We start from the raw sequence: 26805 nt of genomic DNA on the forward strand, positions 1-26805 counted from the left end.
TACGAGGGGGCGTGATCGATGAGCGGTCGCGCACCGACAGACGGAGGGATCGGAAATGACTCGGACAGAAGAGCGGGTGCGATCACGAAAGTGGTTGGCACTCGCGCTGATTGCTCTCGCGCAGTTCATGGTCATCATGGACACGTCGATCATCGGCGTCGCACTGCCACAGATGGGGGAGGACCTGGGATTCACGCAGCAGAACCTCACCTGGGTGTTCAACGCCTACGTCGTGGTGTTCGGCGGACTGCTCCTGCTCGGCGGCAGGCTGTCGGACCTGTTCGGCGCCCGCCGGATGTTCGGGCTCGGCTGGCTGATCCTGCTGGTCGGCTCCGTGCTCGCCGGCGTCGCCGCGAACGTCCCGGTCGAGCTCGCCGGTCGGGCGGTTCAGGGGGCGGGCGCGGCGCTGATCGCCCCGTCGGCGTTGACGCTGCTGATGATGCTGTTCGGGGCGACGCCGCGCGAGCTGACCCGGGCCCTCGCCGTCTACGGCGCCGCGGCCCCGGCCGGCGGGACGGCGGGCGTCTTCCTCGGCGGTCTGCTGACCGAGTACGCCTCGTGGCCGTGGGTGTTCTTCGTCAATATCCCGGTCGCGGTCCTCGCGCTGATTGCCGCGCCGGCGCTGCTGCCGGGTGGCCGCGGCGCCGCCACCGGAGGCGTCGACCTGCTCGGCGCGCTCACCGTCACGGTCGGCATCGGTGCCGCGGTGTTCGGGATCGTGCGGGCACCGGAGGCAGGCTGGACCTCGGCAGGAACCTGGGGCAGCCTGCTCGTCGCCGCGGTGGCCCTTGCCGGGTTCCTCGCGCTCCAGGCGTCCCGGCGCGACCCGCTGGTGCGCCTGGCGATCTTCCGGACCCCGAACCTGGGTGCGGCCAACATCGCCCAGTTCCTGCTCGGCGCGGCGTGGATCCCGATGTGGTTCTTTCTGAACCTCTACCTGCAGCAGGTGCTCGGGCTCTCCGCCTTCCCGAGCGGCGCCGCGCTGATCCCGATGACCGCGCTGATCATGATCGGCATGATCGTGCTCGCACCCCGGCTGATTGGGCGGTTCGGCCCCAAGCCCCTCGTGGTGGTCGGGTTGCTGCTCCTCGCCGCCGGGCTGGGCTGGCTGTCGCTGGTGCGCCCGGACGGCAACTTCTGGGTGGACGTGCTGCCCGCGTCGCTGCTGTCGGCGCTCGGGATGGCGCTGGCGTTCATCCCGTCGCTCGGCACCGCCATTTCCAGTGCCCGCCCGGAGGAGGGGGGACTTGCCTCGGGCATCGTCAACACCAGCTACCAGCTGGGCTCCGCGTTGGGTCTCGCGGTCGCCACCGCCGCGGCGGCGGGGGCAGGCGCGGCCCGGGTCGGCGATCTGGTCGCGTTGACCGACGGCTTCTCGGCCGCGTTCGTCACCGCCGCGCTGATCGCCGTCGCTGGCGCGGTCCTCGCCGCGCTCACCCTGCGGCCGGTCCGGACCGAGGCCGAGCCGGTGTCGGTCCGATGAGGCCGGGCGAGTTGCTCGCGGACCGGCGACTGCGAGCGGCGCTGCGCTGCCTCGGCGGATGCCTGCTGACGGCGGCCCGCGAGTGGCTCCGCCCGAGCCGCGAGGGTCACCTCGACACCGGCGAGCGGCCGACCCGATAGTGCACGCTGCACACGAACGGCGTCACCGGAATTCGATCCGGTGACGCCGTTCGGGTGTGCGGGCGGTGGTGCTACTGCGCGTTCAGCACCCTGCCCATGCCGCGCTCGACCGCGGCGACGAGCCGCGGACGCAGGTCGGCGGCGGGGACGATGTCGTGCACCGAACCGACCTCCTTGGCCCGCTCGATGTTGTGGATGGCCTCGAACTCCGCGGCCACCTCACCCAGCTTGGCGCTGCGGACCGCGGCCCGCTCGGCCGCCAGATCCACCCGCAGCTGGGCGCGCGCCGCGTCGTCGTCGGTGGCGGCGAGCCGCGCCTCGAGGCCCTGCACCGCCGGGTCGGCCGCGGTGCGGGCATTGACCTCACGGGTGAACACGACCGCCGCGGCAGGGGCGCCACCGAGGACCGACGCGAACGAGCCCTCGACCGCGAGCACCTCCATGTTCTCGTTCAACGCGCCGGAGAACACCACGAACGCGCCGCCGTGGTAGCGCGAGACCACAACGAACACGATCGGGCCGTCGAAGTTGACGATCGCGCGGCCAATCTCGGCGCCGTACTCGAGCTGCAGGTTGCGCAGCGACTCCGGGGAGCCGTCGAAGCCGGACAGGTTGGCCAGCACCACGACCGGGCGGTTTCCGGACGCCGCGTTGATCGCGCGGGCCGTCTTCTTCGACGACCGCGGGAACAGGGTGCCCGACGTCCACTGGTCCGGGCCGTCGGTCGGGAGGAAGCCCTTGCGGGCGATGGCCCGAGACTCGATGCCGACCACGGTGACGGCGTTGCCGCCGAGGTGTGCGTCGAACACCACGGAGGTGTCCGCGTCGGCCATGTCGGCCCACCGCTCAAGCACGGCGTGGTCCTGGTCGACGACGGCGCGCATCACCGTGCGGATGTCGAACGGCTTCTTGCGGTCCGGGTTGGTCTCGGCGGAGAAGATCTCGCCGACCGTGGTGAACTCGCTCGACGGGTGCACGTGCGGGAAGGAGCGCACATCCCGGTCGACCGGGTCGGTCGACTCGGCCTTGCGCGGGAACCGTTCCCCGGCACCGAGATACGCGTGCTCGTAGTGCGCGAACAGGACGCCGATCGCGGCGGTGAGATCCGGTGCCCAGTACTGGGCCTGGCCATTCGGTCCCATCACCCGGTCGTAGCCGCCGATGCCGAAGTTGTCCTCGGCGGAGACGCCACCGGAGTAGTCCAGCGACTGCTTGCCGGTGAGCACCATCGCCGACTCCGGCGTCATCACCAGGATGCCCTTGGTGTGCATGAGCATGGTGGCCTCGGCGTTCCAGTACGGCTGGGCGCCGACGTTGATGCCCGCGACGATGACGTTGATCTCGCCGCCGTTCTGGGTGAACGTGATGATCCGGCGCAGCCCGCGCGAGACCCAGTCCATGTTCTCGGTGCCGGACTGCATCGAGATGGTCGCACCGGACGAAAGCGCAAACCATTCCACCGGTGCGCCAAGGGATTCGGCGAGGTCGATCGCGGCGACGACGCGCGAGCACTCGGCCTCGGCGACGGTGCCGAGGGCCTTGGTCGGGTCGCCGAACAGCGCGACGCGGGTCATGCCGTCGGGGTAGCGCTCGGTCGGGGTGGTGACCAGGCCGACGATGAGGCCCGCGGTGTTGCGGCCGTAGGGCCGGTCGACCGGAACCAGGGCGCCGGTGCCGTCGAGGTCGTACTCGACGAAGCTGCCACCGGCGGCAAGGGCCGGGATCAGTTCGTACGGGTAGACGGTGCCTCGGGACTTGGACCGCTGGACCTTCTGGGTGTACTCGTCGAGCGGCTGGAGGGGCTGCGTCGGCGGCTCGGTGACCGCGACCTGCAGGCCCGCGCCGGACCGGTAGGAGAACCGGACCGCGACCTGACGCGGTGTCGCGGTCGGCGACTCCTGCAACCGGCAGAACATGGTGATCTGCTCGATGCCCGCGCCGACGGTCAGCGGCGCGACGTGCTTGGCGATCGCGGCGAGGCGGTCGGCGGCGACGTCGAGGCGCGGCCACACGTAGAGCACGACCCGATTGTTGTCGAGGCGGTTGCGGCCGCGACCCGCCTGCGCGTTGCGGATGCCGGCAAGGCAGGACGCGACGGCACGCTCGATCGCGGGCGCGGCCTCGATCGTGCCCGTCTCGTCGAACTGCAACGTCAGGTCCCGAACCTGAGCCATCGCGATCAGCCGCTCATCGGACGGGTTGTCCTTGGCAGCAAGGTGATACAGGTAGGTGTCCGCGGGCGCGGGCAGCCGGGTGCCGTTGAAGTTCTTCAGCCGCCACATGTCCAGGCGCTGCGCGGTCAGCGGGTGCATCCCGCGGATGATGCGGTCCTCGTCCAGTCCGCCCGCTTCCGCGGGGCGGAAGGTGACCTGACGCTGGGTGGTCATCGCACCGGGAACGGTGACGGTGACGGTGACCCGGCGCCACGGCGCGGACGGATTGTGTGCCAGCAGCAGCGACCGCAACTCCTCGGCGAGGGCGTCGTCGTCCGCCGGGGCGTCCCGCCAGGTCAGGTACAGGTCGGCGACCAGGTTGACCGGCGCGGGGCCCGCGGCGGCGTCGACCGCACCGAGCGCCTCGGTCAGCCGCGCGCGGTCCGCGGTCACCGACACCAGGTGCAGCTGCTCACCGGAGAGTTCGAAGGTGCCGGTGACACAGGGCAGTCCGTGCCCGTCGGCGGCCTTGACGTCGGACAGCCCGCGGATCTTGTAGTACTGCCGGGTGACCACCTCGAGCAGGTCAGCGGGCGCCGACCACGGCTCGGCGAGCAGGCCGACCAGCGGCTCCGGGGTGTCGACCATCGCGTCGATGCGGGCCGCGCGGTCGGTGGCGCCGGGTTGCTCCGCGAGGTACTGCAGGCTGCCGCGGACGCCGTCGTAGATCTGCTCGCGGGCCCGGCGGACCACCGGCTCGTCGAAGATCCGGAAGTGCAGGCTCCGGGCCATGTCCCCGATCAGCGGGTAGCGCAGCTGGGTTGCGACGATCAGCCGGTCCAGGACCTCCTCGAGCTCACCGGTCAGGTCGCCGCCGACGGGGCAGTCCCGAAGCCAGTGCGAGAGCAGCCCGGCGACGGCGGGGACCTGCGCCTCGAGGCGCTGCAGCGCGACGAACAGCCGGTGCACCGCCTCCTCGAGTTCGGGGGTCCGATCCAGTTCGGTGACGTCGTAGTGGCGCAGCGAGCGGGACAGCTTGGCGCGGAACGACTCCGGCAGGCCCTCGAGCTCGACGTCCAGCGAGTGCAGGAACGAGTGGAAGTGCTCGCGCGGGGAGTGCACCCGCTCGTCGGTGTCGTCGCCGTCGGTCGGGCGGTTCCGCGACAGCTCACACAGGTCGGCGAACGTGGTCAGCAGCGCGAGCTCGGCCCGCACCAGGGTGGGGTCGGATTCCGGCAGCCGGTCGCGCAGCGCCTCGTACTCGCCGCGCAGCGTCGCGGCGCGGGTGTCGTCGACGTCGAAACCGGTGATCGTCGCGGTGAGCGCGTCGAGCCGTGCCAGCGCCTCGGTGAGGTCGTCCCGGTCCCGCGCGGCGGGGGCAGCGAACTCGACCCGCGGGGCGGCGGTGGTGACGGTCTCCTCCGCGACCTGATCCACCCGCAGCAGCGCCGCACCGGCGTCGACCTGGGCGTTCACGGTGGCGAGGACCTCGCGGACGGTGCCGGCGTACGGCGCCCGGATCGCGGTCTCCATCTTCATCGCCTCAAGCACGACGAGGGTGTCGCCTGCCTCGACCTCGTCACCGACGGCGACGGGCAGCGCGACAACGACCGCGGGCGAGGGCGCCCGGACGACGCCCGCCTCGTCCTGGCTGATCTGGTGGCTGATGCCGTCGACCTCGACGAGGTGGTGGGCGGGGCCGGTGACGGAGACGACGTGGTGGCGCCGCCCGCCGACGACGAGACGCCGCTCGTACTCGCCGAGCCGGTCCACCTCGACCTCGACCGCACCGCTGTCGCCGTCGACGCGGTAGCGGTGCGGGCCGACCTGGCCGACCTCGAACTGGTACGCCTGGCCCTGGTAGCTCAGCTCGACGCCGCGTCCGAGGGTGTTCTTGGTGCGGGGCCGTCCGCCGCGGGCGGAGGTGAGGAAGGCGCTGCGCTCGCGGGCCTCCTCGGCGTCGTAAACGCCGATGGCGGTGGCGAGCAGCGCGATCGCGGCGGCGGGCGTCGGGCCGTTCGCGGTGCCCGTGCCGGTGCGGTCGAGCCAGCCGGTGTCGGCGGAGGCGGTGACGACCTCCTCGCGGTCGAGCAGGTCGAGCAGGAACGACTTGGTGGTGGTGCCGCCGTCGAGGACCACCGTGGTCTCGCGCAGCGCGGTGCGCAGCCGGGCGAAGGCCTCGGCGCGGTCCCGGCCCCAGGCGATGACCTTGGCGACCATCGAGTCGTAGTCGGGCGGGATGACGTCGCCCTGCGCGATGCCGGTGTCGACACGCAGCCCGGAGCCGAGCGGGAACTTCAGCAGCCGGACGGTGCCCGGTGCGGGAGCGAACCCGTTGTCGGCGTCCTCGGCGTTGAGCCGGGCCTCGACCGCGTGACCGAACTCGGTGGGGCACTCGCCGACCAGCGGGCGGCCGGATGCGACCTGGATCTGCAGCTTGACCAGGTCGAGTCCGGTGGTGAATTCGGTGATCGGGTGCTCGACCTGCAGGCGGGTGTTGACCTCGAGGAAGGTGAACACCTGCTGGGAGGGCTGGTAGAGGTACTCGACGGTGGCGGCGCCGCAGTAGCCGGCGGCCTTGACCAGCTCCGCGGACACCGTCCGGAGCTGGGCGGACTGCTCGGCGGTCAGCAGCGGGGACGCGGATTCCTCGATGACCTTCTGGTTCTTGCGCTGGATGGAGCAGTCCCGGACGCCGGGCGCCCAGACGTTGCCGTGCGCGTCGGCGATCACCTGGACCTCGACGTGGCGGGCCTCGGTGACCAGCCGTTCGATGAAGACGACCGGGTCGCCGAACGACCGTTCGGCCTCGCCCTGGGTGCGTTCGAGGGCGAGCTCGAGCTCCTCCTCGGCGTACACCTTGCGGATGCCGCGGCCGCCGCCGCCGGAGCGGGCCTTGATGATCAGCGGGTAGCCGATGGCCTGGGCGTGCCTGCGGGCGTCGGCGCGGGTCTCGACGGGGCCGCCGGACCACGGGGCGACCGGGACGCCGACCTTCTCGGCGAGCAGCTTCGCCTCCACCTTGTCGCCGAGCAGGCGCATCGCCTCGGCGGACGGGCCGATGAACGTGATCCCGAGCCGGGCGCAGACCTCGGCGAACGCCGGGTCCTCGGCGACGAAGCCCCAGCCGACCCAGACGGCGTCGGCGCGGGCCTCGACCAGGGCGCGCTCAAGTTCGGCATGGTCGAGGTACGGGGTGGCCGCGGTGGTGGAGGGGCGCAGGGTGACGCCCTCGTCGGCCTGCCGGACGAACATCGCGCGCCGCTCGGCGTCGGTGTGCAGTGCGATGACGGTGATGGCCGCGTCACCGGACGCCGAGGCATTCTCCGCATTGATCTCCCGGACCGCACGGATCAGGCGTACCGCCGCTTCCCCCCGGTTGACGACTGCAATTCGTCTGAACATCTGGTTGGCCACCGTTCCTCGTACCTCGTTTGTTCACAGTTGTCGTCCACGCGCGTGCACGGGCACCCGATGCGGACAGGCCGCGACCGCGACAAACCTCATGGCGACGAACCTCGGGGCTTGAGCGCGGGACGCTCGACTGCCCGTGACGGGACGGACGGCCGCTGGATCACCGGCACACCGAGCGGGCGGAGGTCGTCGCGGTCGACGGTCGACCGGTGGGATTCCGGTGCTTCCTCCGGTGCGTGAACGGCGCTACCGATAAGCCAGCATGCATTATTTCGGTGGCGCTGTCATGTCGTTACGGGTCACTCAACATCGTTTTGCCGCAACGGTATTCGCATACAGATCGGGTGGGGTCGGCGTTCCCGAATGGCTACTTTCGAGTAGCTTTGCGCGTACTCGTCAGTAGCGATCCGCCACGCGCCGCGATCCCACAGCGTGGGCTTTCTGTGACCCGGAGTAGCGCGGTCGGCGCCGCACCTGGTGTCGCCGCAGGTGAGCGCCGCGCCGGGCGCCCGTGCGGCTTCCGTCGACGCGGGCGTTCGGTGCGCGGATCGACGACACGGAGCATTCTGAACGTTCGCCCAGGTGGTGACCTAGCGCTCGATGCTGTAGAAAAACAGCATCATGATCGAACCGTGACCATTATCACATTTGTTTGTGACCCGAGGTGACGTACATCACCACACCGGACCTGATTGGTTGACCATGCTCCTGCCGATGGCCCCCCACCGACTCGATGTTCCTGCTCGGCGAATCCCGGGAGCATCCGATGCACGTCGGCGGACTGGTCCTGTTCGAGCCGCCCGAAGGCGGCAGTGCCCGCGACGTCCGGGACATGCTCGACGCCGCACTGGAGCGTGACTGGGTCTCGCCGCGGCTGCGGTCTCGCCCGCGTCGATCCCTGACCACCCTCGGGCAGTGGGGCTGGGAGACCGAGGAGCAGATCGACCTGGCGCATCACGTCCGGCACGATGCGCTACCCCAGCCCGGTGGTGTCGCCGAGCTGATGACGCTGGTGTCGCGCCTGCACGCGAGCCTGCTCGACCGGGATCGGCCGCTGTGGGAGATGCACCTGATCGAGGGCCTCGCGGACGGACGGTTCGCCGTGTACACGAAGATCCATCACGCCCTTGCCGACGGTGTCGCGGCGATGCGCTTGCTGCGGTCGGCCCTCAGCGAGGATCAGGACGCCAGGGACATGCCCGCGCCATGGGAGCCGGCAGCGCCGAGGCTGGAGCTGGTTCCGGCCGCGGCGGCGGAGGGCGCGGCCGACCTCGCTGGCGCGGCGGCGCGGGCGGCCCGGGCGGCGATCGGTGAGGCGATGGGGTTGGTGCCCGCGCTCGTCGACACGGTCGATCGGGCGGTGCACGGGCGCGGCGGAACCCTGGCACTTGCCGCGCCGTCGTCGCTGCTCAACGTGCCGATCGGCGGTGCCCGGCGGTTCGCGGCCCGGTCGTGGCCGCTGGAACGGCTGCGGCTGGTGGCCAAGTGCGCGGACGCGACGATCAACGACGTGGTGCTGGCGATGTGCGCGGGTGCCCTGCGGACCTTCCTCGCCGACATCGACGCGCTGCCCGCCGAACCGCTGCACGCGATGGTGCCGGTGTCGCTGCGCAACGAGCAGCACCGGGGCGGCGAGGGCAACGAGATCGGCATGCTCACCTGCAATCTCGGCACCCATCTCGCCGATCCCGAGGAGCGGCTCGGTGTCGTCCGGGCGGCGATGGCCGACGGCAAGGACGCGATGCGGTCCCGGAGCGCCACCCAGATCCGGGCGATGAGTGCGCTGGGGGTCGCGCCGCTGGCGCTGGGGATCGTGCTGGGCCGCCACAGTCCGATCCGCCCGGCGAACGTGATGATCTCCAACGTGCCGGGTCCGCGCGCCCCGCTGTACTGGAACGGCGCCCGGATGACCGCGCTGTACCCGCTGTCCATCCCGGTGGACGGGCAGGCCCTCAACATCACCTGCACCAGCACCGACAGCGAGATCGCGTTCGGCCTCACCGGGTGCAGGCGCACCGTTCCGGCCTTGGCGCCGCTGCTCGACCACCTCGACACCGAACTCGCCGAACTCGAACGGGTGGTGGGCCTGTGACCACCTGCGTCCATGCCGGCGGGTCCGCGACCTCGGCAGGAAGGAGTTCCGACATGGACCACAGCGCACACGGCAGGCACCGCCCCCGCCGCGGTGACACCCGCATGCGATCGTCCACGGTCATCGCGCTCACCTCCGCGGCGGTGGCCGCGACGCCAGCCGCGGTGATGACCGGGTCGGCGCCGCTGGCGCTGCTGATCGCGGGAGGAACCGTCGCGGGGGTCGGCCTCGCCGGTGTCATGATCTGAGCCGGATCGACGAGATTCGCGGCAGCACAGGTGACTTCGGTGTGGCAGTGATCCCGGCAGGTCGCCCGCGGCGCGGCCGATGTCCAGCGGCCGTGCCCGGTCCGGTGCTGGGCCCGGGTGGCCTCCACTAGGCTGGGTCCCCGTGCTGTCCGTAGTTCCGCGCCCGGTGACCGTCCGTGCGCCGTCGAAGGTGAACCTCCACCTGGGAGTCGGTGACCTGCGCGAGGACGGCTATCACGACCTGACCTCGGTGTTCCAGGCGCTGTCGCTCGGGGATGACGTCGTGCTCACCGAGAGCGAGACCCTGTCGGTCCGGGTGCGGGGCGAGGACGCGGCGGCGGTGCCGACCGATCGCAGCAACCTGGTGTGGCGGGCCGCCGAACTGCTCGCCCGGCGGGCGGGGCGGTCCCCGGAGGTCGCGATCACGATTGTCAAGGGGATTCCGGTTGCGGGCGGGATGGCCGGCGGAAGCGCCGACGCGGCGGCGACGCTGGTCGGGCTGAACGAACTGTGGCGGCTCGGCCTCGATCGCGACGAGTTGCTCGTGCTCGGCGCGGAACTCGGCAGCGACGTCCCGTTCACGCTGCACGGGTTGACCGCGCTCGGGACCGGCCGGGGCGAAGAGCTGCTTCCGGTGCTGTCGCGCAACAGTTTTCACTGGGTGCTCGCGCTGGCAAAGGGCGGGTTGAGCACGCCTGCGGTGTTCGCCGAACTCGATCGGCTGCGCGCGGTGGGCGCCCCGCCGCGGATCGGCGGTGCCGAGGACCTGATTCAGGCGCTCGCCGCGGGGGATCCGGGCCAGCTCGCCCCGCTGCTCGGGAACGACCTGCAGCCCGCCGCCCTGTCCCTCAAGCCGGAGCTGCGACGCACGTTGCGCGCGGGGACCACCGCGGGCGCGCTGGCGGGCATCGTGTCCGGCTCGGGCCCCACCTGCGCCTTCCTCTGCGCCGACGCGGACTCCGCGGTCGCGGTCGGTGCCGAACTGGCGGGGGCAGGCGTGTGCCGCACGGTCCGGGTCGCGCACGGGCCGGTGCCCGGCGCACGCATCATCGACGACGAGCGGGAAACGGAACACTGATGGCGAATCTGATCAACCTGGAGCAGGTGTCGAAGTCGTTCGGCATCAAGCCCCTGCTCGACTCGGTCTCGCTCGGCGTCGAGGAGGGCGAACGAATCGGTGTCGTCGGCCTCAACGGCGGCGGCAAGACCACGATGCTCGAGGTGCTCGCCGGTCTCGAGGAACCCGACTCCGGCCGGGTCAGTCGGGTCGGGGATCTGCGGATGGCGGTCGTGACCCAGCGCGGTGTCCTCCCGGCGGGCGCGACCGTCGCCGACGTGGTGCTGGCGCCGCTGGGGATGGCCGAGCACGAGTGGGCGGGTGACGCACGGATCCGGTCCATCCTCGCGGGCATCGGCATCGACGCGGTGGGACTGGACCGGGGCGTGGAGGGGTTGTCGGGCGGGGAGCGGCGTCGGGTCGCGCTGGCCGCGGCGCTGGTGCAGGACCTGGACCTGCTGGTGCTCGACGAGCCGACCAACCATCTCGACGTCGAGGGTGTGCAGTGGCTGGCGGAGCACCTGCTGTCCCGGCGCAGCGCACTGGTCGTCGTCACCCACGACCGCTGGTTCCTCGACACCGTCGCCACCCGGACCTGGGAGGTCGTCGGCGGCAAGGTCGAGAGCTACGACGGCGGCTACAACGACTGGATCTTCGCGCGCGCCGAACGGGCCAGGCAGGCCGACGCCGCCGAGGAGCGCAGGCAGAACCTGGCCCGCAAGGAACTTGCGTGGCTGCGCCGCGGCCCGCAGGCACGGACGTCCAAGCCCCGGTACCGGGTCGAGGCGGCGGAGGCGTTGATCGCGAATGTGCCGCCGCCGCGGGACACGGTCGCGCTGGCGTCGTTCGCCAAACGCAGGCTCGGCCGCGTCGTCATCGAACTTGAGGACACCCGGCTGACGACCCCGGACGGCCGGGAACTCGTGCACGACCTGACCTGGCGGCTCGCGCCGGGTGAGCGGGTCGGTCTGGTCGGGGTCAACGGGTCCGGCAAGACCACGCTGCTGCGCAACCTGGCCGGTGAGCTGGAGCCGGCGGCGGGTCGGCGCATCCAGGGCCAGACCGTCGCGATCGGCTGGCTGCGGCAGGAACTCGACGACCTGCCCACCGACATGCGGGTGCTCGACGCCGTGAAGGACGTTGCCGAGCGGATCACGCTGGGGGACAAGGACATGTCCGCCGGTCAGCTGGCCGAGCGGCTCGGTTTCACCCCGGCACGGCAGCGCACCCCGGTCGGGGACCTGTCCGGTGGCGAGCGTCGCCGCCTGCAGCTGACCCGGGTGCTGATGGGCGAACCCAACGTGCTGCTGCTCGACGAGCCGACCAACGACCTCGACATCGACACCCTGCAGCAGCTCGAGGACATCCTCGACGGCTGGGCGGGCACCCTCGTGGTGATCTCCCACGACCGGTACCTGATCGAGCGGATCTGCGACTCCACCTGGGCGCTGTTCGGCGACGGCAGGCTGACCAACCTGCCCGGCGGCATCGAGGAATACCTGCGCCGCAGGGCAGCCGTTGACCGGGCGGCCGCGCCGGGTCCGGCGCCGGTCAGTGCGCCAACCACGAGTTCGGTGCGGGACGGCGCGGCCGACCGGGCCGCGCGCAAGGAGTTGAGCCGGATCGAACGGCAGGTCGCGAAGCTGTCCGATCGGGAGGCAACGCTGCACGCCTCGCTGGCGGCGGCCGCCACCGATCCGGGAGAACTGCAGAAGCTGGACGCGGAGCTGCGCGCGGTGGTGGCGGAGAAGGAATCCGCGGAGGAACGCTGGATGGAGTTGGCCGCGGATCTCGACTGACGACTCCACCGGGTGAATGACGGCGGACGTGTTCGGTGCGCCAGCGGGCGGGAAGACGACTAGGCTGACGGGCGGGTCGGTCCTGGCGTTCATGGTCCCGTCGTGAAAGGCGCGCGTGATGGATCTCGAGGCACTCGCGGAGATTACGAAACTCAAGCATCGCTACACGCGGGCGCTGGACACGAAGGACTGGGAGCTGTTTCGGGAGACGCTGCTCCCCGACGCCACCGCCACCTACGGTGAGCACCTCCGGTTCGAGGACCGGGATGCGTTGTGCTCGTTCATGGAGATCACGCTCGGACCACACGTGCTGACCGAGCATCTGTGCGGGCAACCGGAGATCGACATCACCGGCGACTCCGCGGCCGGAACGTGGGTGCTCGCGGACACGGTGATCATCCCGGAGGACGGAATGCTGTTGCGCGGTGCGGCCTTCTATCACGACCGCTATGCCCGCGACGAGTCCGGCGAGTGGCGGATCGCGCACACCGGGTATGAACGAACCTACGAACTGGTGATCTCGCTTGCCGACATGCCGAGCCTGCAGTTGACCTCGAACCGCTGGGCAATGGCGATCACCCCGCAGGCCGAAGCCGAATCGCCGTCGTGACCGGCGCGGCGCGGCGATGCACACTCGACGGATGATTTCCGAGATCGTCACCCGCGCTGCCCTGCAACCGCTCCCGTCGCTGCGCACCCTCACCTCCGCGGTGCTGCCGGGCCGCGGCCACCCGATCCGCGGAACCCGGATCCTGCTCACCGGCGGGTCCTCCGGTGTCGGCGAGGCCGCGGCGACGGCCTTCGCCGACCGCGGGGCCGAGGTGATCCTGGTGGCGCGCGGCGCCGACGACCTGGCGGTGGTGCGGGACCGGATTCGGGCCGCAGGCGGGGCCGCACACAGCATCCCGTGCGACCTCACCGACCCGGATGCGATCGCCGACCTGGCGGCGCGGGTCGACGCCGAGCACGGGCCGCTGGACGTGCTGGTGAACAACGCGGGCCGCTCCATTCGGCGGCCCGTCTCCGAGACGGTGGACCGGGTCCACGACTACGAACGCACGATGGCGCTCAACTACTTCGGTCCGGTGCGGCTGACGCTGGCCCTGCTGCCGGGGATGCTCGACCGGGGGCGGGGGCACGTCGTGAACGTCGCGACGTGGGGCGTGCCCGGTGGCGTGATGCCGAAGTTCGCGGCCTACCACGCGTCGAAGGCCGCGATCGCCGCCTTCGGTCGGGACCTCGGCGCGGAGGTCGCCGGCCGCGGGGTCGCGGTCACGACGGTGCACTTCCCGCTCATCCGGACCCCGATGATCGCCCCGACCGCGGACTACGACGCGATGCCAGCGCTCACCGCCGACCAGGCGGCCTCCTGGCTGGTCGACGCCGTCCGCACCCGGCCGGTCGAAGTGATGCCGGGCTACGCCGAACTGCTCCGGCTCGTCGGCTCGGTGTCGCCGAGCATCGCCGACGCGCTGGTGCGCCGCACCGGGATCTGAGCCGGTAGATCCGCCGGGACACGCCGCCGCCCACCCGAATCGAGTCTCGACGGTGTCCGATGGTGAACTGTCGACATTCACCTGGCCTGGCGAAAGTCATTCCAGTCGTGGCACATTCGCGGGGTGACGGATTGGTCTCGGCGTGCCGCGTACCCGGCGCAGGCCGATCGGTCGTGTTACGTTTCACCACCGTAGGCGCCTACAAGTCACGAATCCGCAACCACGAAAGCCTCGCGGAGGCGTGTGCCTTCCCGAGCGAAGACGTTGGAGGACGCATGGCGAAGTGGAACACTTGGATCGGTGGGGCCGCGGCCGCATTCGCGGCGGCAGGGCTCGTCGCCGCGGCGCCCCCGGCGGCAGCGCAATCCCTGGACATGGGCAGTCTCGGGGGCAGCGCCGAGGGAAGCAGCTGGACCGGAAACTCGACCGGCAGCCTGTTCTGCGGAACGACCACGGTGTATCCCTTCCTGCAGTGGGGTTGGCATCCCGACAGCTCGAGGGCACCGCAGTTCGCCGAGAACCCCGAGGGTGTTTCGGGCGGGACCGGCGCGGGCTCGCTCGACGTCGGGGTCGACGGACCCTCGGACGTGGTCGCCTTCCTGCACCCCACCCACACTGCACTTGTGCAGGCCGAGGGTCTGGGCATGGATATGTTCCTCGACGGTAATGTCGGGCCGTCCTACCAGCTGCGGGTGATCGGTGCCGAGCGCACCGACTCCGGCGGCGACGGCCACGACGTGGGATTCACCTCGCTCGTCTGGGAGCCGCGCTACAACGGTGGCAATCCCGCGGCCGGGCAGTGGAAGAGCTACTCGAACCTCGAGGACGGTCAGTGGTGGAGCACCCGCGATATTGCGGGGACGAGTGGACGTACCCCGGTCTCGCTCCAGACCATCAAGGATGCCAACCCCGAGGCCCAGATCACCAACTACGGGGTCCAGGTGGGCTCCGGGGCGGCGGCAAGCACGCAGTTCGTGGACAAGATCCGGTTCGGATGCACGACCTGGGATTTCGAGACCCTGTCGGGCTTCAGTTCCGGTAGCGACGGCAGCAGCGGGAGCAACTGACCGCAGCCGCGGGTGTGGGCCCCACCGTCATGGCTGGGGCCCACACCGGTCGGGGTGGCGCCGCTGAATCCTCAGCCACACCGCGAATCCCCACACCACGAACGCGCCGTAGACGAGGTACAGCACCGCCGACGGGTAGTAGCCGGCCAGGAACAACTGCGGAACACCAACGGCGTCGACCGCGATCCAGATCAGCCAGAACTCGGTCCAGCCGCGGGCCATCCCGTAGGTGGCGAGCAGCGACCCGGTGAAGATCCAGGCCTCCGGCCACGGCCCGTACGAGCCGATCCGCTCGAAGATCTGCGCACACACCGCCGTGCCGAGCACCATCGCCGCGACCAGCAGCACCCGGTCGCGGCGCGGCGCCCAGTGCGGCAGCACCGCCTGCCCGGACTCGTGCCGGGACCGCAGCCATCGCGCCCAGCCGTAGACGCTGACCGAGATGAACATCAGCTGCCGTCCGGCCTGCCCGTACAGGTTCAGCTCCTGCGGGGTGTGGAAGAGCGCACCCATGAACACCGTGAACAGCAGCGCGTTGCCCGCGATGCCGATCGGCCACGCCCACAGCACCCGCTTCATGCCGCCGATCGCGGACGCGATGCCGAACCCGTTGCCGATGATCTCGCGCCACAGGATGGTCGCGCCGCCGAGGTGCAGTTGGGCGTCGAACAGCGCGACGAGCGGGTTCACTAGTCGGCGGTGGCGACGAGCGGCTCGAGGGTCAGGTCGGGGTGCTCCTTCTGGATGTACTGCAGCCGCCACTTGTCGCTGACCAGGGCGAGCATGACGCCGTCGGAACGGGTGAACACCTCGACGCCCCGCTGCCGGCCGAGTTCGACGGCGGACTCGGCGTCGGTGCGCCGCGCCAGCTGGTAGGGCAACCCCTCCATCCGCGCCTCGACGTTGAACTCGGCCTTCATCCGGGCCGCGACGACCTCGAACTGCATCGGCCCGACGGCCGCCATCACCGGCGACGCGTCGCCGCGGATGTCGTTGCGCAGGATCTGCACCACACCCTCGGAGTCGAGTTGTTCCACGGCCCGCCGGAACTGCTTGTACTTGCTCGCGCTCTCCGCCCGCAGCGTCGAGAAGTGCTCCGGGGCGAACGACGGGATCGGCGGGAACTCCACCTTGGTCTCGGTAAACAGGGTGTTGCCGGGGGCGAGCGCGGTCGCGTTGACGAGGCCGACGACGTCGCCGGGGTAGGCGCTGTCGACGGTGGACCGTTCCCGACCGAACACGGTCTGCGCGTACTTGGTGGCGAACGGCTTGCCGGTCTGCGCGTGGGTGACGACCATGCCGCGTTCGAAGACCCCGGACACGACGCGCATGAACGCGAGCCGGTCCCGGTGGGCGGTATCCATGCCCGCCTGCACCTTGAACACGACAGCGCTGAACGGGTCGGTCACCTCGCGCGGGGCCCCGGCGATGTCGTCGCGGGCCCCCGGCGACGGGGCAAGCGCGACGAGGGTGTCGAGGATCTGCCGGACGCCGAAGTTCAGCATCGCGGACGCGAAGATCACCGGCGAGGTCTGGCCGGCGAGGAACATCTCCTGGTCGTGGTCCTGCCCGGACGCGGACAGCAGCTCGCTCTCCTCGACCGCGGTCGCCCACGCCTCGCCGTCCCGGTCGGCGGCGAGGTCGGCATCGAGGATCTCCTCGGGCGCGATCTTCGCGCCGCCAGCGGTGCGGGTGAAGCGAACATACTCGCGGGGGGCGCCGTCCGCCCCGCGGCGCAGCAGGCCGCGGAAGTCGCCCGCGATGCCCACCGGCCAGTACAGCGGAGTCGGGGTCAGGCCGATCCGGTCCTGGATCTCGTCGAGCAGTTCCAGCGGAGACTGGCCGGGCCGGTCCCACTTGTTGATCACGGTGACGACCGGGATGCCGCGGTGCCGGCACACCTGGAACAGCTTGAGGGTCTGCGGCTCGAGACCCTTCGCGGCGTCGATCAGCATGACCGCGGCGTCGACGGCGGTGAGCACCCGGTAGGTGTCCTCGGAGAAGTCGGAGTGGCCGGGGGTGTCGACCAGGTTGACGACGTTCGGTTCCTCGTCCGGGTCGGTCTCGGGGGACTTGTAGTTGAACTGCAGCGCGGTGGAGCTGACGGAGATGCCGCGCGCCTTCTCCATTTCCATCCAGTCGGACACCGTCGACTTGCGGCCCGCCTTGCCGTGCACGGCACCCGCCTCGGCGATCATCTTCGCGTGTAGGGCGAGCGCCTCGGTGAGCGTCGACTTGCCCGCGTCGGGGTGGGAGATGACCGCGAAGGTGCGCCTGCGCCCGGCCTCCGCGGCGAGCGCCTTGACGGACTTGTCGGGGGCGGCGGTCGTCGACGCGGGCTCGGTCACCGAAATCTTCCTCACTACGGACTGGGGTCTGCTCGTCGGGCGTGCGGGCAGTGGCGATACGCCGGTTCTCCAGGTTACCCGCAGCGGGATCGTCCGTTCCGACACGCATCACCGAACCCGGGCGCATGCTTTGGGTGTAACACCACGGCCCGTGTGACGTATAACACAACAGCGGCGATCGAGGGTTGTGCGTGTGGGGACCCGGTGGGGAGTGCGCGATGAGCAGATTCACCGACGAGATGTACGAAACCTCCGTGACCAGCAGTCGAGGGCTGGTCACCGGTGAACCCGATGCCCCGGTGCGGCAGACCTGGGGTCGGATCCACCTCCGCGCTCGACGGGTGGCGGGCGGCCTCGGCGCGGCGGGCGTCGGACCGGGCGACGCGGTCGCCGTCCTTGCCGGGCTGCCCGCCGACATCGCCCCGGTATGCCAGGCGATCTGGATGCGCCGCGCGGCGGTCACGATGCTGCACCAGCCGACCCCCCGCACCGACCTCGAGGTGTGGGCACGGGACACCGAGCTCGTGGTGACGATGATCGGTGCGCACGCGGTGGTGCTCGGTGCCCCGTTCGACGCGGCCGCGCCCGTCCTCGCGGCCCGCGGAATCACCGTCCTCCCCGTCGACCGGCTGCTCGCCGGACATCCGGTCGACGCACTCGACGCGCACGAATCCGATGTGGCGTTGCAGCAGTTGACATCCGGATCCACCGGATCGCCGAAGGCGGTGCGGATCACGCACGCGAACTTCTACGCGAACGCGTGCGCCATGGTGAACCGGCTCAAGGTCGACGTCGAGAACGATGTGATGATCAGCTGGCTGCCCCTCTTCCACGACATGGGCATGGTCGGCTTCCTCACCCTGCCGATGCAGATGGGCGCCGAGGTTGTCGTCGTCACCCCGCTCGACTTCCTGCACGCCCCGCTGCTGTGGGCGGACCTGATCGGTCGATACCGCGGAACGGTGAGCGCAGCACCGAATTTCGCGTATTCATTGCTCGCGCGGCGGCTGGAGCAGGCGCCCGACGGGGCGTACGACCTGTCGTCAATGCGCTGCCTGCTCAACGGGGCCGAACCGGTGGACGCGGACACCATGCTTGCCCTCGCCGCGGCGGGCGAGCGGTTCGGTCTGGACCCGGCGGCGCTGGCCCCGACCTACGGGATGGCGGAGGTGACGCTCGCGGTGTCGTTGCCGTCGCCGGGGCGGGGGATGGTCCTCGACCTCGTCGATCCCGACCTGCTTGACGCGATGCGCAGCGCCGTCCCATCGACGCGGCACAACGCACGCAGAATGGTCACCCTCGGCAAGGTGGTGTCCGACCTCGAGGGGCGCGTCGTGGACGAGGAGCGCAGGGACCTGCCCGCACGGAACGTCGGGGTGATCGAGGTCCGCGGCCGGTCCGTCACACCCGGCTACCTCACCGTCGACGGCCCGCGTCCCGCGCAGGACGCGGACGGCTGGCTCAGCACCGGTGACGTCGGGTACTTCACCGAGGACGGTCTCGTCGTGGTGTGCGGCCGGGTCAAGGACGTCATCATCATGGGCGGCCGCAACGTCTATCCCACCGACATCGAACGGGCCGCGCTGACGGTCCGCGGCGTGCGCCCCGGCAACGCGGTCGCGGTGCGGCTCGACGCAGGGAACCGGCGTGAGTCGTTCGCCGTCGCCGTCGAGACCAACGCGATCGACGACCCGGCGGAGGTGCGACGCATCGAGCACGAGGTGGTGCACGCCGTCGTCACCGAGATCGGGGTGCGGCCCCGCACGGTCGCGGTGCTCGGGCCGGGCAGCATCCCGAAGACGTCCTCCGGCAAGCTGCGCCGCTCCCATTCGGCCGCCCTGCTGCGTGGATGACCGATCAGGTCAGGTGATGCGCGAACGCGAACGCCGCCGCAGCGGTCCGGGAGGTGACGTTCAGCTTGCCGAAGATGTTCGACAGGTGCCGTGCCACCGTCTTCTCGCTGAGCACCAGCTCGGCGGCGATCGCCGGGTTGGTTCGGCCGGCGGCGACGAGCCGCAGCACCTCCAGTTCGCGAGCGGTGAGCCCGCCGGGTGTGGCCGGTCGCAGCAGCATGTCCACCTCGTGCTCGGCGGGGGCGGCGCCGATGGTGTGGAAACACCTTCTGGCGGATTCGAATTCGGTGATCGCGGAGGTCTCGTCGCCGAGGTCGCGCAGCGCGCAGCCGATCCGGACCCGGCAGCGTGCCGCCTCGTACCGGGACCCGAGGTCGTGCCAGCCGCGCGCCGCCCGGCGGAGATGGGCAATCGCGGTGGCCGGCTCCGATCGGGCTGCGGCGACCCGCCCCGCCGCCGCGTTCGCGGCCGCGCGCACCGCGTCGACCCCGAAGCGTTCGGCCGTCGCGGACAGCTCCGCGGCGCATACCGACGCCTCGTCGATCTCGCCGGCGGCGAGCAGGATCTCGACCGCGGCGGGCAGCACCGAGCAGCGGTGCACGGGGTCGGCGCGTTCGGCGAGCAGCCGCCGGGCCGCGCCGAGGGCCGCGGCGGTGCGGCCGCGGGCGAGCCACAGCAGCGCCATGCCGGGCTGCGGCTCGTGCCCGTACTCGACTGCCTGCGCGTACGCGGCGGCGGCCGCGTCGTAGTCGCCACGCAACCGCAGCACGTCCGCGCGTTCGGCGGTCGCCAGTCCGGCGGCGACCGGGGTGTCGGCCGCCAGGTAGCGGCGCACGGCCACGTCGAACTCCTCGAGGGCAGCATCGAAGGCGCCGCGCCAGCGCATGATCTGCCCGCGGTGCACCGCGCACTGCCCGGCGAAAGCGATCAGGCCGGGCTGACGTTCGCACCAGGTGGTCAGCGCCATCGTCCATTCGGACATCCGGCCGATGTCGGCGATCTCCTGGCAGCCCTCGATGACCGTGCAGTAGACGTAACCGGCGAAGACGGTCGACACCTCGCCGCCGGAGATCGCGACCATCGCCTCGTCGAGCAGGGCGACGCCCTCGGGCACCGCCCCCGCGTACAGGGCTAGGCGACCGCGCGCGGACAGGCCCATCGCGATCAGGTCGGGGTCCTCGAACCGTCGGCCGTGCGCGACGATGTCGTCGGCGCGGGCGGCCGCGTTGGCGAAGTCGCTGGCGGACAGGCTGCGGTACATCAGCGCGATCTGCAGGTATCCGCGCTCCACGACGTCGCCGGGCACCTCGGCCAGCAGTCGCTGCGCCCGCTCGACCCAGCCGTTGCCGACCGCCACCTCCCCGGTGGTCAGCAGCAGCATTGCGAGCTGGACCGCGCAGCCAGCGGCCCCGGTCCGGTCGCCGGACTCGAGACGCAGTTGGCAGGCGCGCTGCCAGGCGGCGACGCAGTCGTTCTTCCGGCCCGTCAGGTGCGCTGCCGCTGCCAGCCGGGCGAAGTCGTCTCCGTCGAGGGCGGTGGCGACAGCGGCATCGCTCAGCGCTTCGTACGCCGCGACCCATTCTCGGCGTTCGTAGGATTCCCGCGCCCGCACCAGGCGTTCGACCACGCCCACGTGTCGAGGATACGGCGATCAGGCAGCCTGCTGAACAGGCCGGCGGATGCCGGTGCGGTCGGCGATCCTGCGCGCGACGTAGTCGGCGTCCCGTCCGACGCCGGGAAACACCATGGAACTGAACGCGTACTGGAAGCTGAGCCCGCAGAAGTACAGCCCCGGTACGTCCGCCGCCTCGCCCCGATACTCGCGCGGCCAGCCGTCGTCGCCGATCACCGGCGGCTCGATCCAGTCGAACACCTGACGGAACCCGGTGCACCACACGATGTTCCGGACGTCGAGGACGCTTCCGTCCTCGAGTGCGGGCCGGCCGTCGACGGACCCGGACACCCGGGCGGTGGTCCGGCGCACGCCGACGCGGGCCAGGTCCGCGCGCTTGACCCGGAGCATCGGTCCGCCGTGTAAGCGGATCGCGGTCATCTCCTTGCGGCCGAGCGGGGTCCGCCGGGTGAGCAGGTGCCGCCACGCGAACACCAGGACCGGGAGCGCGAGCCGGATCCGGCGCGAATCCCACGGCAACGGGATCTGACCGCAGTCCCGTCCAGCCAGGGTAGTCGCACGCGTGCCGGCCAGTTCGTAGGCGATGTCGGTGCCGGAATGCGACGCGCCGACCACCAGCGCCGGGCCGGGGAGCAGTTGGCCGGGGCGCCGGTAGTCGCTCGAGTGCAGTTGCCGGATGTCCGGGGACAGCTCGGCGGCCACGTCGGGGACGTGGGCGGTGCGGCCGAAGGTGCCGGTCGCGACGACGATGTTGTCGCAGGTGATGGTGTCGCCGTCGAGCGAGGCGGCGAACCCGCCGCCGGGTCGGGAGGTGAGCCGGTTCACGGCGGTGCTCAGCCGCACCGGAAGGTCCCAGTGCAGGGCGTAGCGTTCGAGGTAGTCGGCGACCTCGTCCTTGCCCGGGTAGTGCCAGCGATCCTCCGCGGGGAACGGCAGCCCGGGCAGGCCGTCGTACTTCGCGGGCGTGTAGAGCCGAAGTGAGTCGTAGTGCTGGCGCCAGTTGTCGCCGATCCGGTCCTGCCGATCCACGATCAGGCAGTCCCGGCCCCGCCGCTGCAGGTGGTAGCCGGTGGCCAGGCCAGCCTGTCCGGCCCCGACGATGAGCGTCTCGATGTGCTGCGCGGTCATGGTGTCCTCCCGTGTCGGTGGACACTCCACGCTAGGAAGTGGGGGCCGCTGCGCGCGTCGGGCGAATCACCCATCTGCCGCCCCACCTCCGTGAGTACTTTCGGCCCACAGGGGGGCCAGAAGGACTCACGGGCGCGGGGCGCCTAGTGCAGCTGGTTCTGTGCCGTTTCGAGGCCGACGCGAAGCAGCAACTCCACCGCGTCGGCCGCCTCCTCGCGGACCAGGTCCAGTTCCTTCCGCTCGACCGAGGAGAACGGCTTGAGCACGTAGTCGGCGGGGTCCATCCGGCCCGGCGGTCGGCCGATGCCGACCCGGGTGCGCAGGTAGTCCTTGGTGCCGAGGGCCTGCGAGATCGAGCGCAGCCCGTTGTGGCCGCCCTCGCCGCCGCCGAGCTTGAGCCGCAGCGTGCCGTAGTCGAGGTCGAGTTCGTCGTGCACCACGACGAGATTCGCCGGTGCGACGGAGAAGAACCGGGCGAGTGCGGCGACCGGCTTCCCGGACAGGTTCATGTAGGAGCGCGGCTTCGCGAGAATCACCTGACGGCCGGCGAGCCGGACGGTGACGGCGTCGGATCCGGACTTCTTGTGCGCGCTGAACCGGGACCGTTCCCTGGCGGCGAGGGTGTCGACGACCATGAATCCGATGTTGTGCCGGGTCTTCTCGTACTGGGGTCCGGGGTTACCCAGCCCGACGACGAGGGCGGTGTCGGTCGAGTCGCTCAACGCTGACGGTCCTGTCCTTCGAATGCGCGACGACGCGCCGCCCGGTGCGGGCGACGCGTCGTCGACGTCAACTGATGTGGTCCGAGCGGGTGGATCAGGCCTCTGCGGCTTCGCCCTCGGCTGCCTCGGCGGCGGCCTCTTCGCCCGCGCCCTCGAGGGACTCGGCGGACGGGGCCTCGACGATGTTCACGAGCAGCAGCTCGGCGTCGTCGGCGAGGGTGGCGCCGGTGGGCAGCTCGACGCCGCCAGCCAGGACCTGGGTGCCTGCCTCGGCGCCCTCGATGGAGATCTCGACCTGCTCGGGGATGTGCAGGGCCTCGACCTCGAGCTTGATGGTGGTGACGTCCTGGGTGACCAGGGTGCCGGAGGCGGCCTCACCGGTGAGGACGACGGGCACCTCGACGGTGACCTTCTCGCCCTTCTTCACGACCAGCAGATCGGCGTGCTCGATGTGGCGGCGGATCGGGTGGACGACGACCGACTTGGTCAGCGCGAGCTGCTCGGTGCCCTCGATGTCCAGGGTGACGACCGCGTTGGTGCCGTGCGCGCGCAGGATCGCGGCGAACTCGCGGGCGTTCACGCTCAGGTGCTGCGGGTCGGTGCCGTGGCCGTACAGCACGGCGGGCACGTTGCCGTCGCGGCGGGCGCGACGGGCGGCACCCTTGCCGAACTCGGTGCGGACGGCGGCCTTGAGGTTGTTGACATCTGTCGACATGGGAATCGGCTCCTACGGATCACATCAGTGTTTGCAAGTCGGATGTCATCTCGAACGGGGGGCGACGGACGCGCACGGCCCCGGAGCAGGTGCTCGTTGGGAATCAGCCATGGCCGCGTCGATCACGGTGAGCCTGCGTAAGCGGGTTCACCCTCGCCGAGACAACGCGAGACAGCTTACCCGACGGGGCGGGGCGGCCGCCACTGCCGGGCAAGTGCCCGCACCCCGGGGCTGGTGGACCGTCGGAGGAAGGTGCTGTCGGCGAGGCGGTCGACGTCGCCGAGGGCGACCGTGAACTGCACCGACCCCGCGAGACGGTAGGGCCGACCGTCGACGACGGAGCCGAGGACGCGGCGCAGCCGGGAGATCTCGGCGCGCACCGCAACGGCGTGGTCGGGGTCCCCGTAGAGGCCGGTGCTGAGGTCGGCAACGGACAGGCCGTCGCGGCCGCTGTGGTGCAGGAGCAGCAGGATCTCCGCGTGCCTGCCCGACAGCGGGGCCCGCCAGGTGGCGTCGTCGCCGGTCACGACGACGACCGGCGGGCCGGACAGGTCCAGTTCCATCGTGATGCGGGTGTCCGGGCCGGCCTGCCGCACCAGCCAGCCGTCGCCGACGCGTTCGGGCGTGCAGACGCCGAGCCCGGGGACGGTCAGGGTGCGGTCCGCGCTGGGAGCCGGGATCCGCTTGGTCGCCGCGACCCCGGCGCAGTGCGCGACCCAGCCGTTATCGTCGACCAGCAGCACCGGCCCCGACGTCGACGCCAGCGCGGGCGCCGCAACGGCGCGCAGCCGGTCGAGCCGCGCCTCGTGATGCCGCCACAGCTGCGCCTCCGCGAGCCGCACCGCGGTCTCGACGAGCGCGGTGACCGCCGGGTGCAGGGTCAGGGCCGGGCCGCTGACGTCGACGACGCCGAGCAGGTCGCCGGTGCGAGGGTCGTGAATCGGGGCGGCGGTGCAGTACCAGGGGTGCTGCGTCTGCTCGAAGTGCTCACCGGAGAACAGTTGCACCGGTGCGCCTTCCGTGAGGGCGGTGCCGATCGCATTGGTGCCGACCGTTCGTTCCGTCCATTCGGCGCCCTCCAGGAAGCCGAGCGCGTCGGCCCGACCGCGGACCCTGGCCGAGCCGGACCGCCACAAAATGATGCCGTCGGCGTCGGCCACCACCATCAGCATGTGCGACGCCTCGGCGACCGCGGCGATCACCCGGTTGAGGTCGGCGATCACCTCGGCCAGCGCGGACCGGCGCCTGCGGTTTTCGATCTCGTCGAGGGGGAGCAGCGTGCGGGTGTTGCCGCCGTCCGGTGCGAGCCCGGATTCGAGGACCCGACGCCACGACCGCTGCACCACCGCGCGCGGCCGCAGTGCGGGGCGGCCGCCTCCGATCACGGCGTCGTGCATGCGGACCAGGTCGCGCGCGTGCCGGGACAGGTCCGTCCCCGGCGTGATCGCGCCGAATCCGGGTGCGCCGACCATCCCCACGACCTCCGCCTTCGTTGGTGGTTCCGCGAGCATATGCCCGCCCTGTGTCGGGTGTCACATGCCCCGCGCCGGTGCTGCAACGCGCTGCAACGCTTGTCCGCCGTCGCGTTCGAGAGTGTGCTCTGCATCACAGCACCAACGGAAGGATGGCGTCATGACCCAGACACTCGATCCGGTCACCACACCCGGCACCGGCACCCCGCGGGAGCGCGTCGACGCCTGGCTGGCAGCGTTCGAGACCGCGCTCGCGGCCAGGAACGTGGCGGCCGCGGCAGGCCTGTTCGCCACCGACAGCTTCTGGCGCGACCTCGTCTCGTTCACCTGGAACCTCAAGACGGTCGAGGGGCGCGAGGGCGTCGCGGCGATGCTGCGGGACCGGCTCGACGACACCGATCCGTCCGGCTTCCGCGTCCTCGAGGAGCCGACCGAGGCGGACGGGGTGGTCACCGCCTGGATCGCATTTGAGACCGCCACCGGCCGCGGGGAGGGACACCTGCGCCTGCGCGACGATCTCGCGTGGACGCTGCTGACCACCCTGCAGGAGCTGAAGGGGCACGAGGAGGGTCAGGGCGCGCGCAGGCCGAAGGGGGCAGCGCACGGCGCCGACCGGGACCGGGTCACCTGGGCGGAGCAGCGGGAGATCGAGGACCGCGAGCTCGGATACACGGCGCAGCCGTACGTGGTGATCGTCGGCGGCGGGCAGGGCGGCATCGCGTTGGGGGCGCGGATGCGTCAGCTCGGGGTTCCGACGCTGGTGCTCGACAAGCACGACCGGCCCGGCGACCAGTGGCGGGGCCGCTACAAGTCGCTGTGCCTGCACGACCCGGTCTGGTACGACCACCTCCCGTACCTGCCGTTCCCCGACAACTGGCCGGTGTTCGCGCCGAAGGACAAGATCGGTGACTGGCTGGAGATGTACACGAAGGTGATGGAGGTGCCGTACTGGTCGAAGACCACGTGCACGTCCGCGTCCTACGACGAGAAGACGGGCACCTGGACGGTCGAGGTGGAACGCGACGGTGAACCGATCACGTTGCGGCCCAAGCAGTTGGTGCTCGCGACCGGGATGTCGGGCAAGGCGAACGTGCCGACCTTCCCCGGGATGGACAAGTTCCGGGGCGACCAGCACCACTCCAGCGCGCATCCCGGTCCGGACGCCTACGCGGGCAAGAAGGCCGTCGTGATCGGTGCAAACAACTCCGCCCACGACATCTGCGGGGCGCTGTGGGAGCACGGCGCGGAGGTGACGATGGTGCAGCGGTCCTCGACGCACATCGTCAAGTCGGATTCGCTGATGGACCTCGGCCTCGGTGACCTGTACTCGGAACGAGCCCTCGCCGCCGGAATGACCACGCACAAGGCGGATCTGACGTTCGCGTCGCTCCCGTACCGGATCATGCACGAGTTTCAGATTCCGATCTACCAGGCGATCCGCGAGCGGGACAGGGACTTCTACGATCGGCTCGAGGCGGTCGGCTTCGACCATGACTTCGGCGACGACGGTTCCGGGCTGTTCATGAAGTACCTGCGGCGCGGGTCCGGCTACTACATCGACGTCGGCGCCGCCGAACTCGTTGCGAACGGCGACATCGCGCTGGCACACGGCAACGTCCGGGAGCTCACCGAGACGTCGGTGATCCTTGAGGACGGCACCGAACTCGAGGCCGACGTGGTGGTCTACGCGACCGGCTACGGCTCGATGAACGGCTGGGCCGCGGACCTGATGGGGCAGGAGGTCGCCGACCGGGTCGGCAAGTGCTGGGGTCTCGGGTCGGACACCACGAAGGATCCGGGTCCGTGGGAGGGCGAGCAGCGCAACATGTGGAAGCCGACCCGGCAGGAGGCGCTGTGGTTCCACGGCGGCAACCTGCACCAGTCGCGGCACTACTCGCTGTACCTGGCGCTGCAACTCAAGGCCCGGTACGAGGGCATCCCCACCCCCGTGTACGGGCTGGCGGAGGTGCATCACCTCAGCTGAG

18 protein-coding genes and 1 pseudogene are annotated in these 26805 nt (G+C 71.0%); 11 read left to right on the forward strand and 8 right to left on the reverse strand.

Annotation, left to right across the window (positions count from 1 at the left end; all coding sequences use genetic code 11):
- Positions 1–55: 55 nt before the first annotated feature.
- Complete coding sequence (locus tag ACFWPA_RS03470; RefSeq protein ID WP_378569649.1) at positions 56–1483, forward strand: MFS transporter; 1428 nt, start codon at positions 56–58, stop codon at positions 1481–1483.
- Positions 1480–1623: a hypothetical protein gene (locus ACFWPA_RS03475; protein ID WP_378505659.1), complete on the forward strand. Its 144-nt coding sequence runs from the start codon at positions 1480–1482 to the stop codon at positions 1621–1623. Before ACFWPA_RS03470 ends, ACFWPA_RS03475 begins: the two co-directional genes overlap by 4 nt.
- Positions 1624–1694: 71 nt before the next feature.
- On the opposite strand, the gene ACFWPA_RS03480 is transcribed toward ACFWPA_RS03475, so the two are convergent.
- Entirely contained in the window at positions 1695–7181 is a 5487-nt protein-coding gene (locus ACFWPA_RS03480) for a carboxyl transferase domain-containing protein (RefSeq protein WP_378505660.1), read from the reverse strand.
- Between the two features lie 711 nt (positions 7182–7892).
- On the opposite strand from ACFWPA_RS03480, the pseudogene ACFWPA_RS03485 reads away from it, so the two are divergent.
- The 7 genes and pseudogenes from ACFWPA_RS03485 to ACFWPA_RS03515 all read left to right on the forward strand — a co-directional run bounded on the left by ACFWPA_RS03485 (position 7893) and on the right by ACFWPA_RS03515 (position 14949).
- Positions 7893–9282, forward strand: a pseudogene (locus tag ACFWPA_RS03485) (wax ester/triacylglycerol synthase family O-acyltransferase).
- A gap of 53 nt (positions 9283–9335) precedes the next feature.
- A complete protein-coding gene (locus ACFWPA_RS03490; protein WP_378505662.1) occupies positions 9336–9530 on the forward strand; it encodes a hypothetical protein in 195 nt (64 codons plus the stop codon).
- Positions 9531–9672: 142 nt separating this feature from the next.
- Entirely contained in the window at positions 9673–10608 is a 936-nt protein-coding gene (locus ACFWPA_RS03495; protein ID WP_378505663.1) for a 4-(cytidine 5'-diphospho)-2-C-methyl-D-erythritol kinase, read from the forward strand.
- On the forward strand, positions 10608–12386 hold the full coding sequence (locus tag ACFWPA_RS03500; protein ID WP_378569650.1) for an ABC-F family ATP-binding cassette domain-containing protein: 1779 nt from the start codon (positions 10608–10610) through the stop codon (positions 12384–12386). Before ACFWPA_RS03495 ends, ACFWPA_RS03500 begins: the two co-directional genes overlap by 1 nt.
- A gap of 118 nt (positions 12387–12504) precedes the next feature.
- A complete protein-coding gene (locus ACFWPA_RS03505) occupies positions 12505–12996 on the forward strand; it encodes a nuclear transport factor 2 family protein (protein ID WP_378505665.1) in 492 nt (163 codons plus the stop codon).
- A 31-nt stretch (positions 12997–13027) separates the two neighbouring features.
- A complete protein-coding gene (locus tag ACFWPA_RS03510; RefSeq protein ID WP_378569651.1) occupies positions 13028–13882 on the forward strand; it encodes an SDR family oxidoreductase in 855 nt (284 codons plus the stop codon).
- A 275-nt stretch (positions 13883–14157) separates the two neighbouring features.
- Positions 14158–14949: a hypothetical protein gene (locus ACFWPA_RS03515; RefSeq protein WP_378505667.1), complete on the forward strand. Its 792-nt coding sequence runs from the start codon at positions 14158–14160 to the stop codon at positions 14947–14949.
- 27 nt (positions 14950–14976) lie between these two features.
- Here ACFWPA_RS03515 and pnuC read toward each other — a convergent pair whose 3' ends face one another.
- Together pnuC and ACFWPA_RS03525 are read right to left on the reverse strand one after the other, a co-directional pair.
- Positions 14977–15639 (reverse strand): nicotinamide riboside transporter PnuC, encoded by a 663-nt coding sequence (gene pnuC / locus ACFWPA_RS03520; RefSeq protein WP_378505668.1) that lies wholly within the window; start codon positions 15637–15639, stop codon positions 14977–14979.
- Entirely contained in the window at positions 15639–17297 is a 1659-nt protein-coding gene (locus tag ACFWPA_RS03525) for a peptide chain release factor 3 (RefSeq protein ID WP_378505669.1), read from the reverse strand. Before ACFWPA_RS03525 ends, pnuC begins: the two co-directional genes overlap by 1 nt.
- A 218-nt stretch (positions 17298–17515) precedes the next feature.
- Between ACFWPA_RS03525 and ACFWPA_RS03530 the strand changes: the two genes are divergently transcribed.
- The gene (locus ACFWPA_RS03530) at positions 17516–19150 is read left to right on the forward strand and encodes a fatty acyl-AMP ligase (protein ID WP_378505670.1); all 1635 of its coding nucleotides are present in this window, start codon (positions 17516–17518) and stop codon (positions 19148–19150) included.
- 4 nt (positions 19151–19154) lie between these two features.
- On the opposite strand, the gene ACFWPA_RS03535 is transcribed toward ACFWPA_RS03530, so the two are convergent.
- From ACFWPA_RS03535 to ACFWPA_RS03555, 5 genes are all read right to left on the reverse strand, one after another.
- Positions 19155–20783 (reverse strand): LuxR C-terminal-related transcriptional regulator, encoded by a 1629-nt coding sequence (locus tag ACFWPA_RS03535; RefSeq protein ID WP_378505671.1) that lies wholly within the window; start codon positions 20781–20783, stop codon positions 19155–19157.
- Positions 20784–20801: 18 nt separating this feature from the next.
- The gene (locus tag ACFWPA_RS03540; protein WP_378569652.1) at positions 20802–21911 is read right to left on the reverse strand and encodes a flavin-containing monooxygenase; all 1110 of its coding nucleotides are present in this window, start codon (positions 21909–21911) and stop codon (positions 20802–20804) included.
- A 143-nt stretch (positions 21912–22054) separates the two neighbouring features.
- Entirely contained in the window at positions 22055–22633 is a 579-nt protein-coding gene (gene pth / locus ACFWPA_RS03545) for an aminoacyl-tRNA hydrolase (protein ID WP_378505673.1), read from the reverse strand.
- Between the two features lie 94 nt (positions 22634–22727).
- Positions 22728–23348 (reverse strand): 50S ribosomal protein L25/general stress protein Ctc, encoded by a 621-nt coding sequence (locus tag ACFWPA_RS03550; RefSeq protein WP_378505674.1) that lies wholly within the window; start codon positions 23346–23348, stop codon positions 22728–22730.
- Positions 23349–23524: 176 nt separating this feature from the next.
- Positions 23525–24820, reverse strand: coding sequence for a GAF domain-containing protein (locus ACFWPA_RS03555; RefSeq protein WP_378569653.1), 1296 nt, complete (start codon positions 24818–24820; stop codon positions 23525–23527).
- Between the two features lie 160 nt (positions 24821–24980).
- On the opposite strand from ACFWPA_RS03555, the gene ACFWPA_RS03560 reads away from it, so the two are divergent.
- Positions 24981–26804, forward strand: a complete 1824-nt coding sequence (locus ACFWPA_RS03560; RefSeq protein ID WP_378505676.1) for a flavin-containing monooxygenase — start codon at positions 24981–24983, stop codon at positions 26802–26804.
- The last annotated feature ends 1 nt before the right edge of the window (position 26805 follow it).

Origin of the sequence: Rhodococcus sp. NPDC058505 (assembly GCF_042720095.1) — a bacterium.
GTDB lineage: Bacteria > Actinomycetota > Actinomycetes > Mycobacteriales > Mycobacteriaceae > Rhodococcus_G.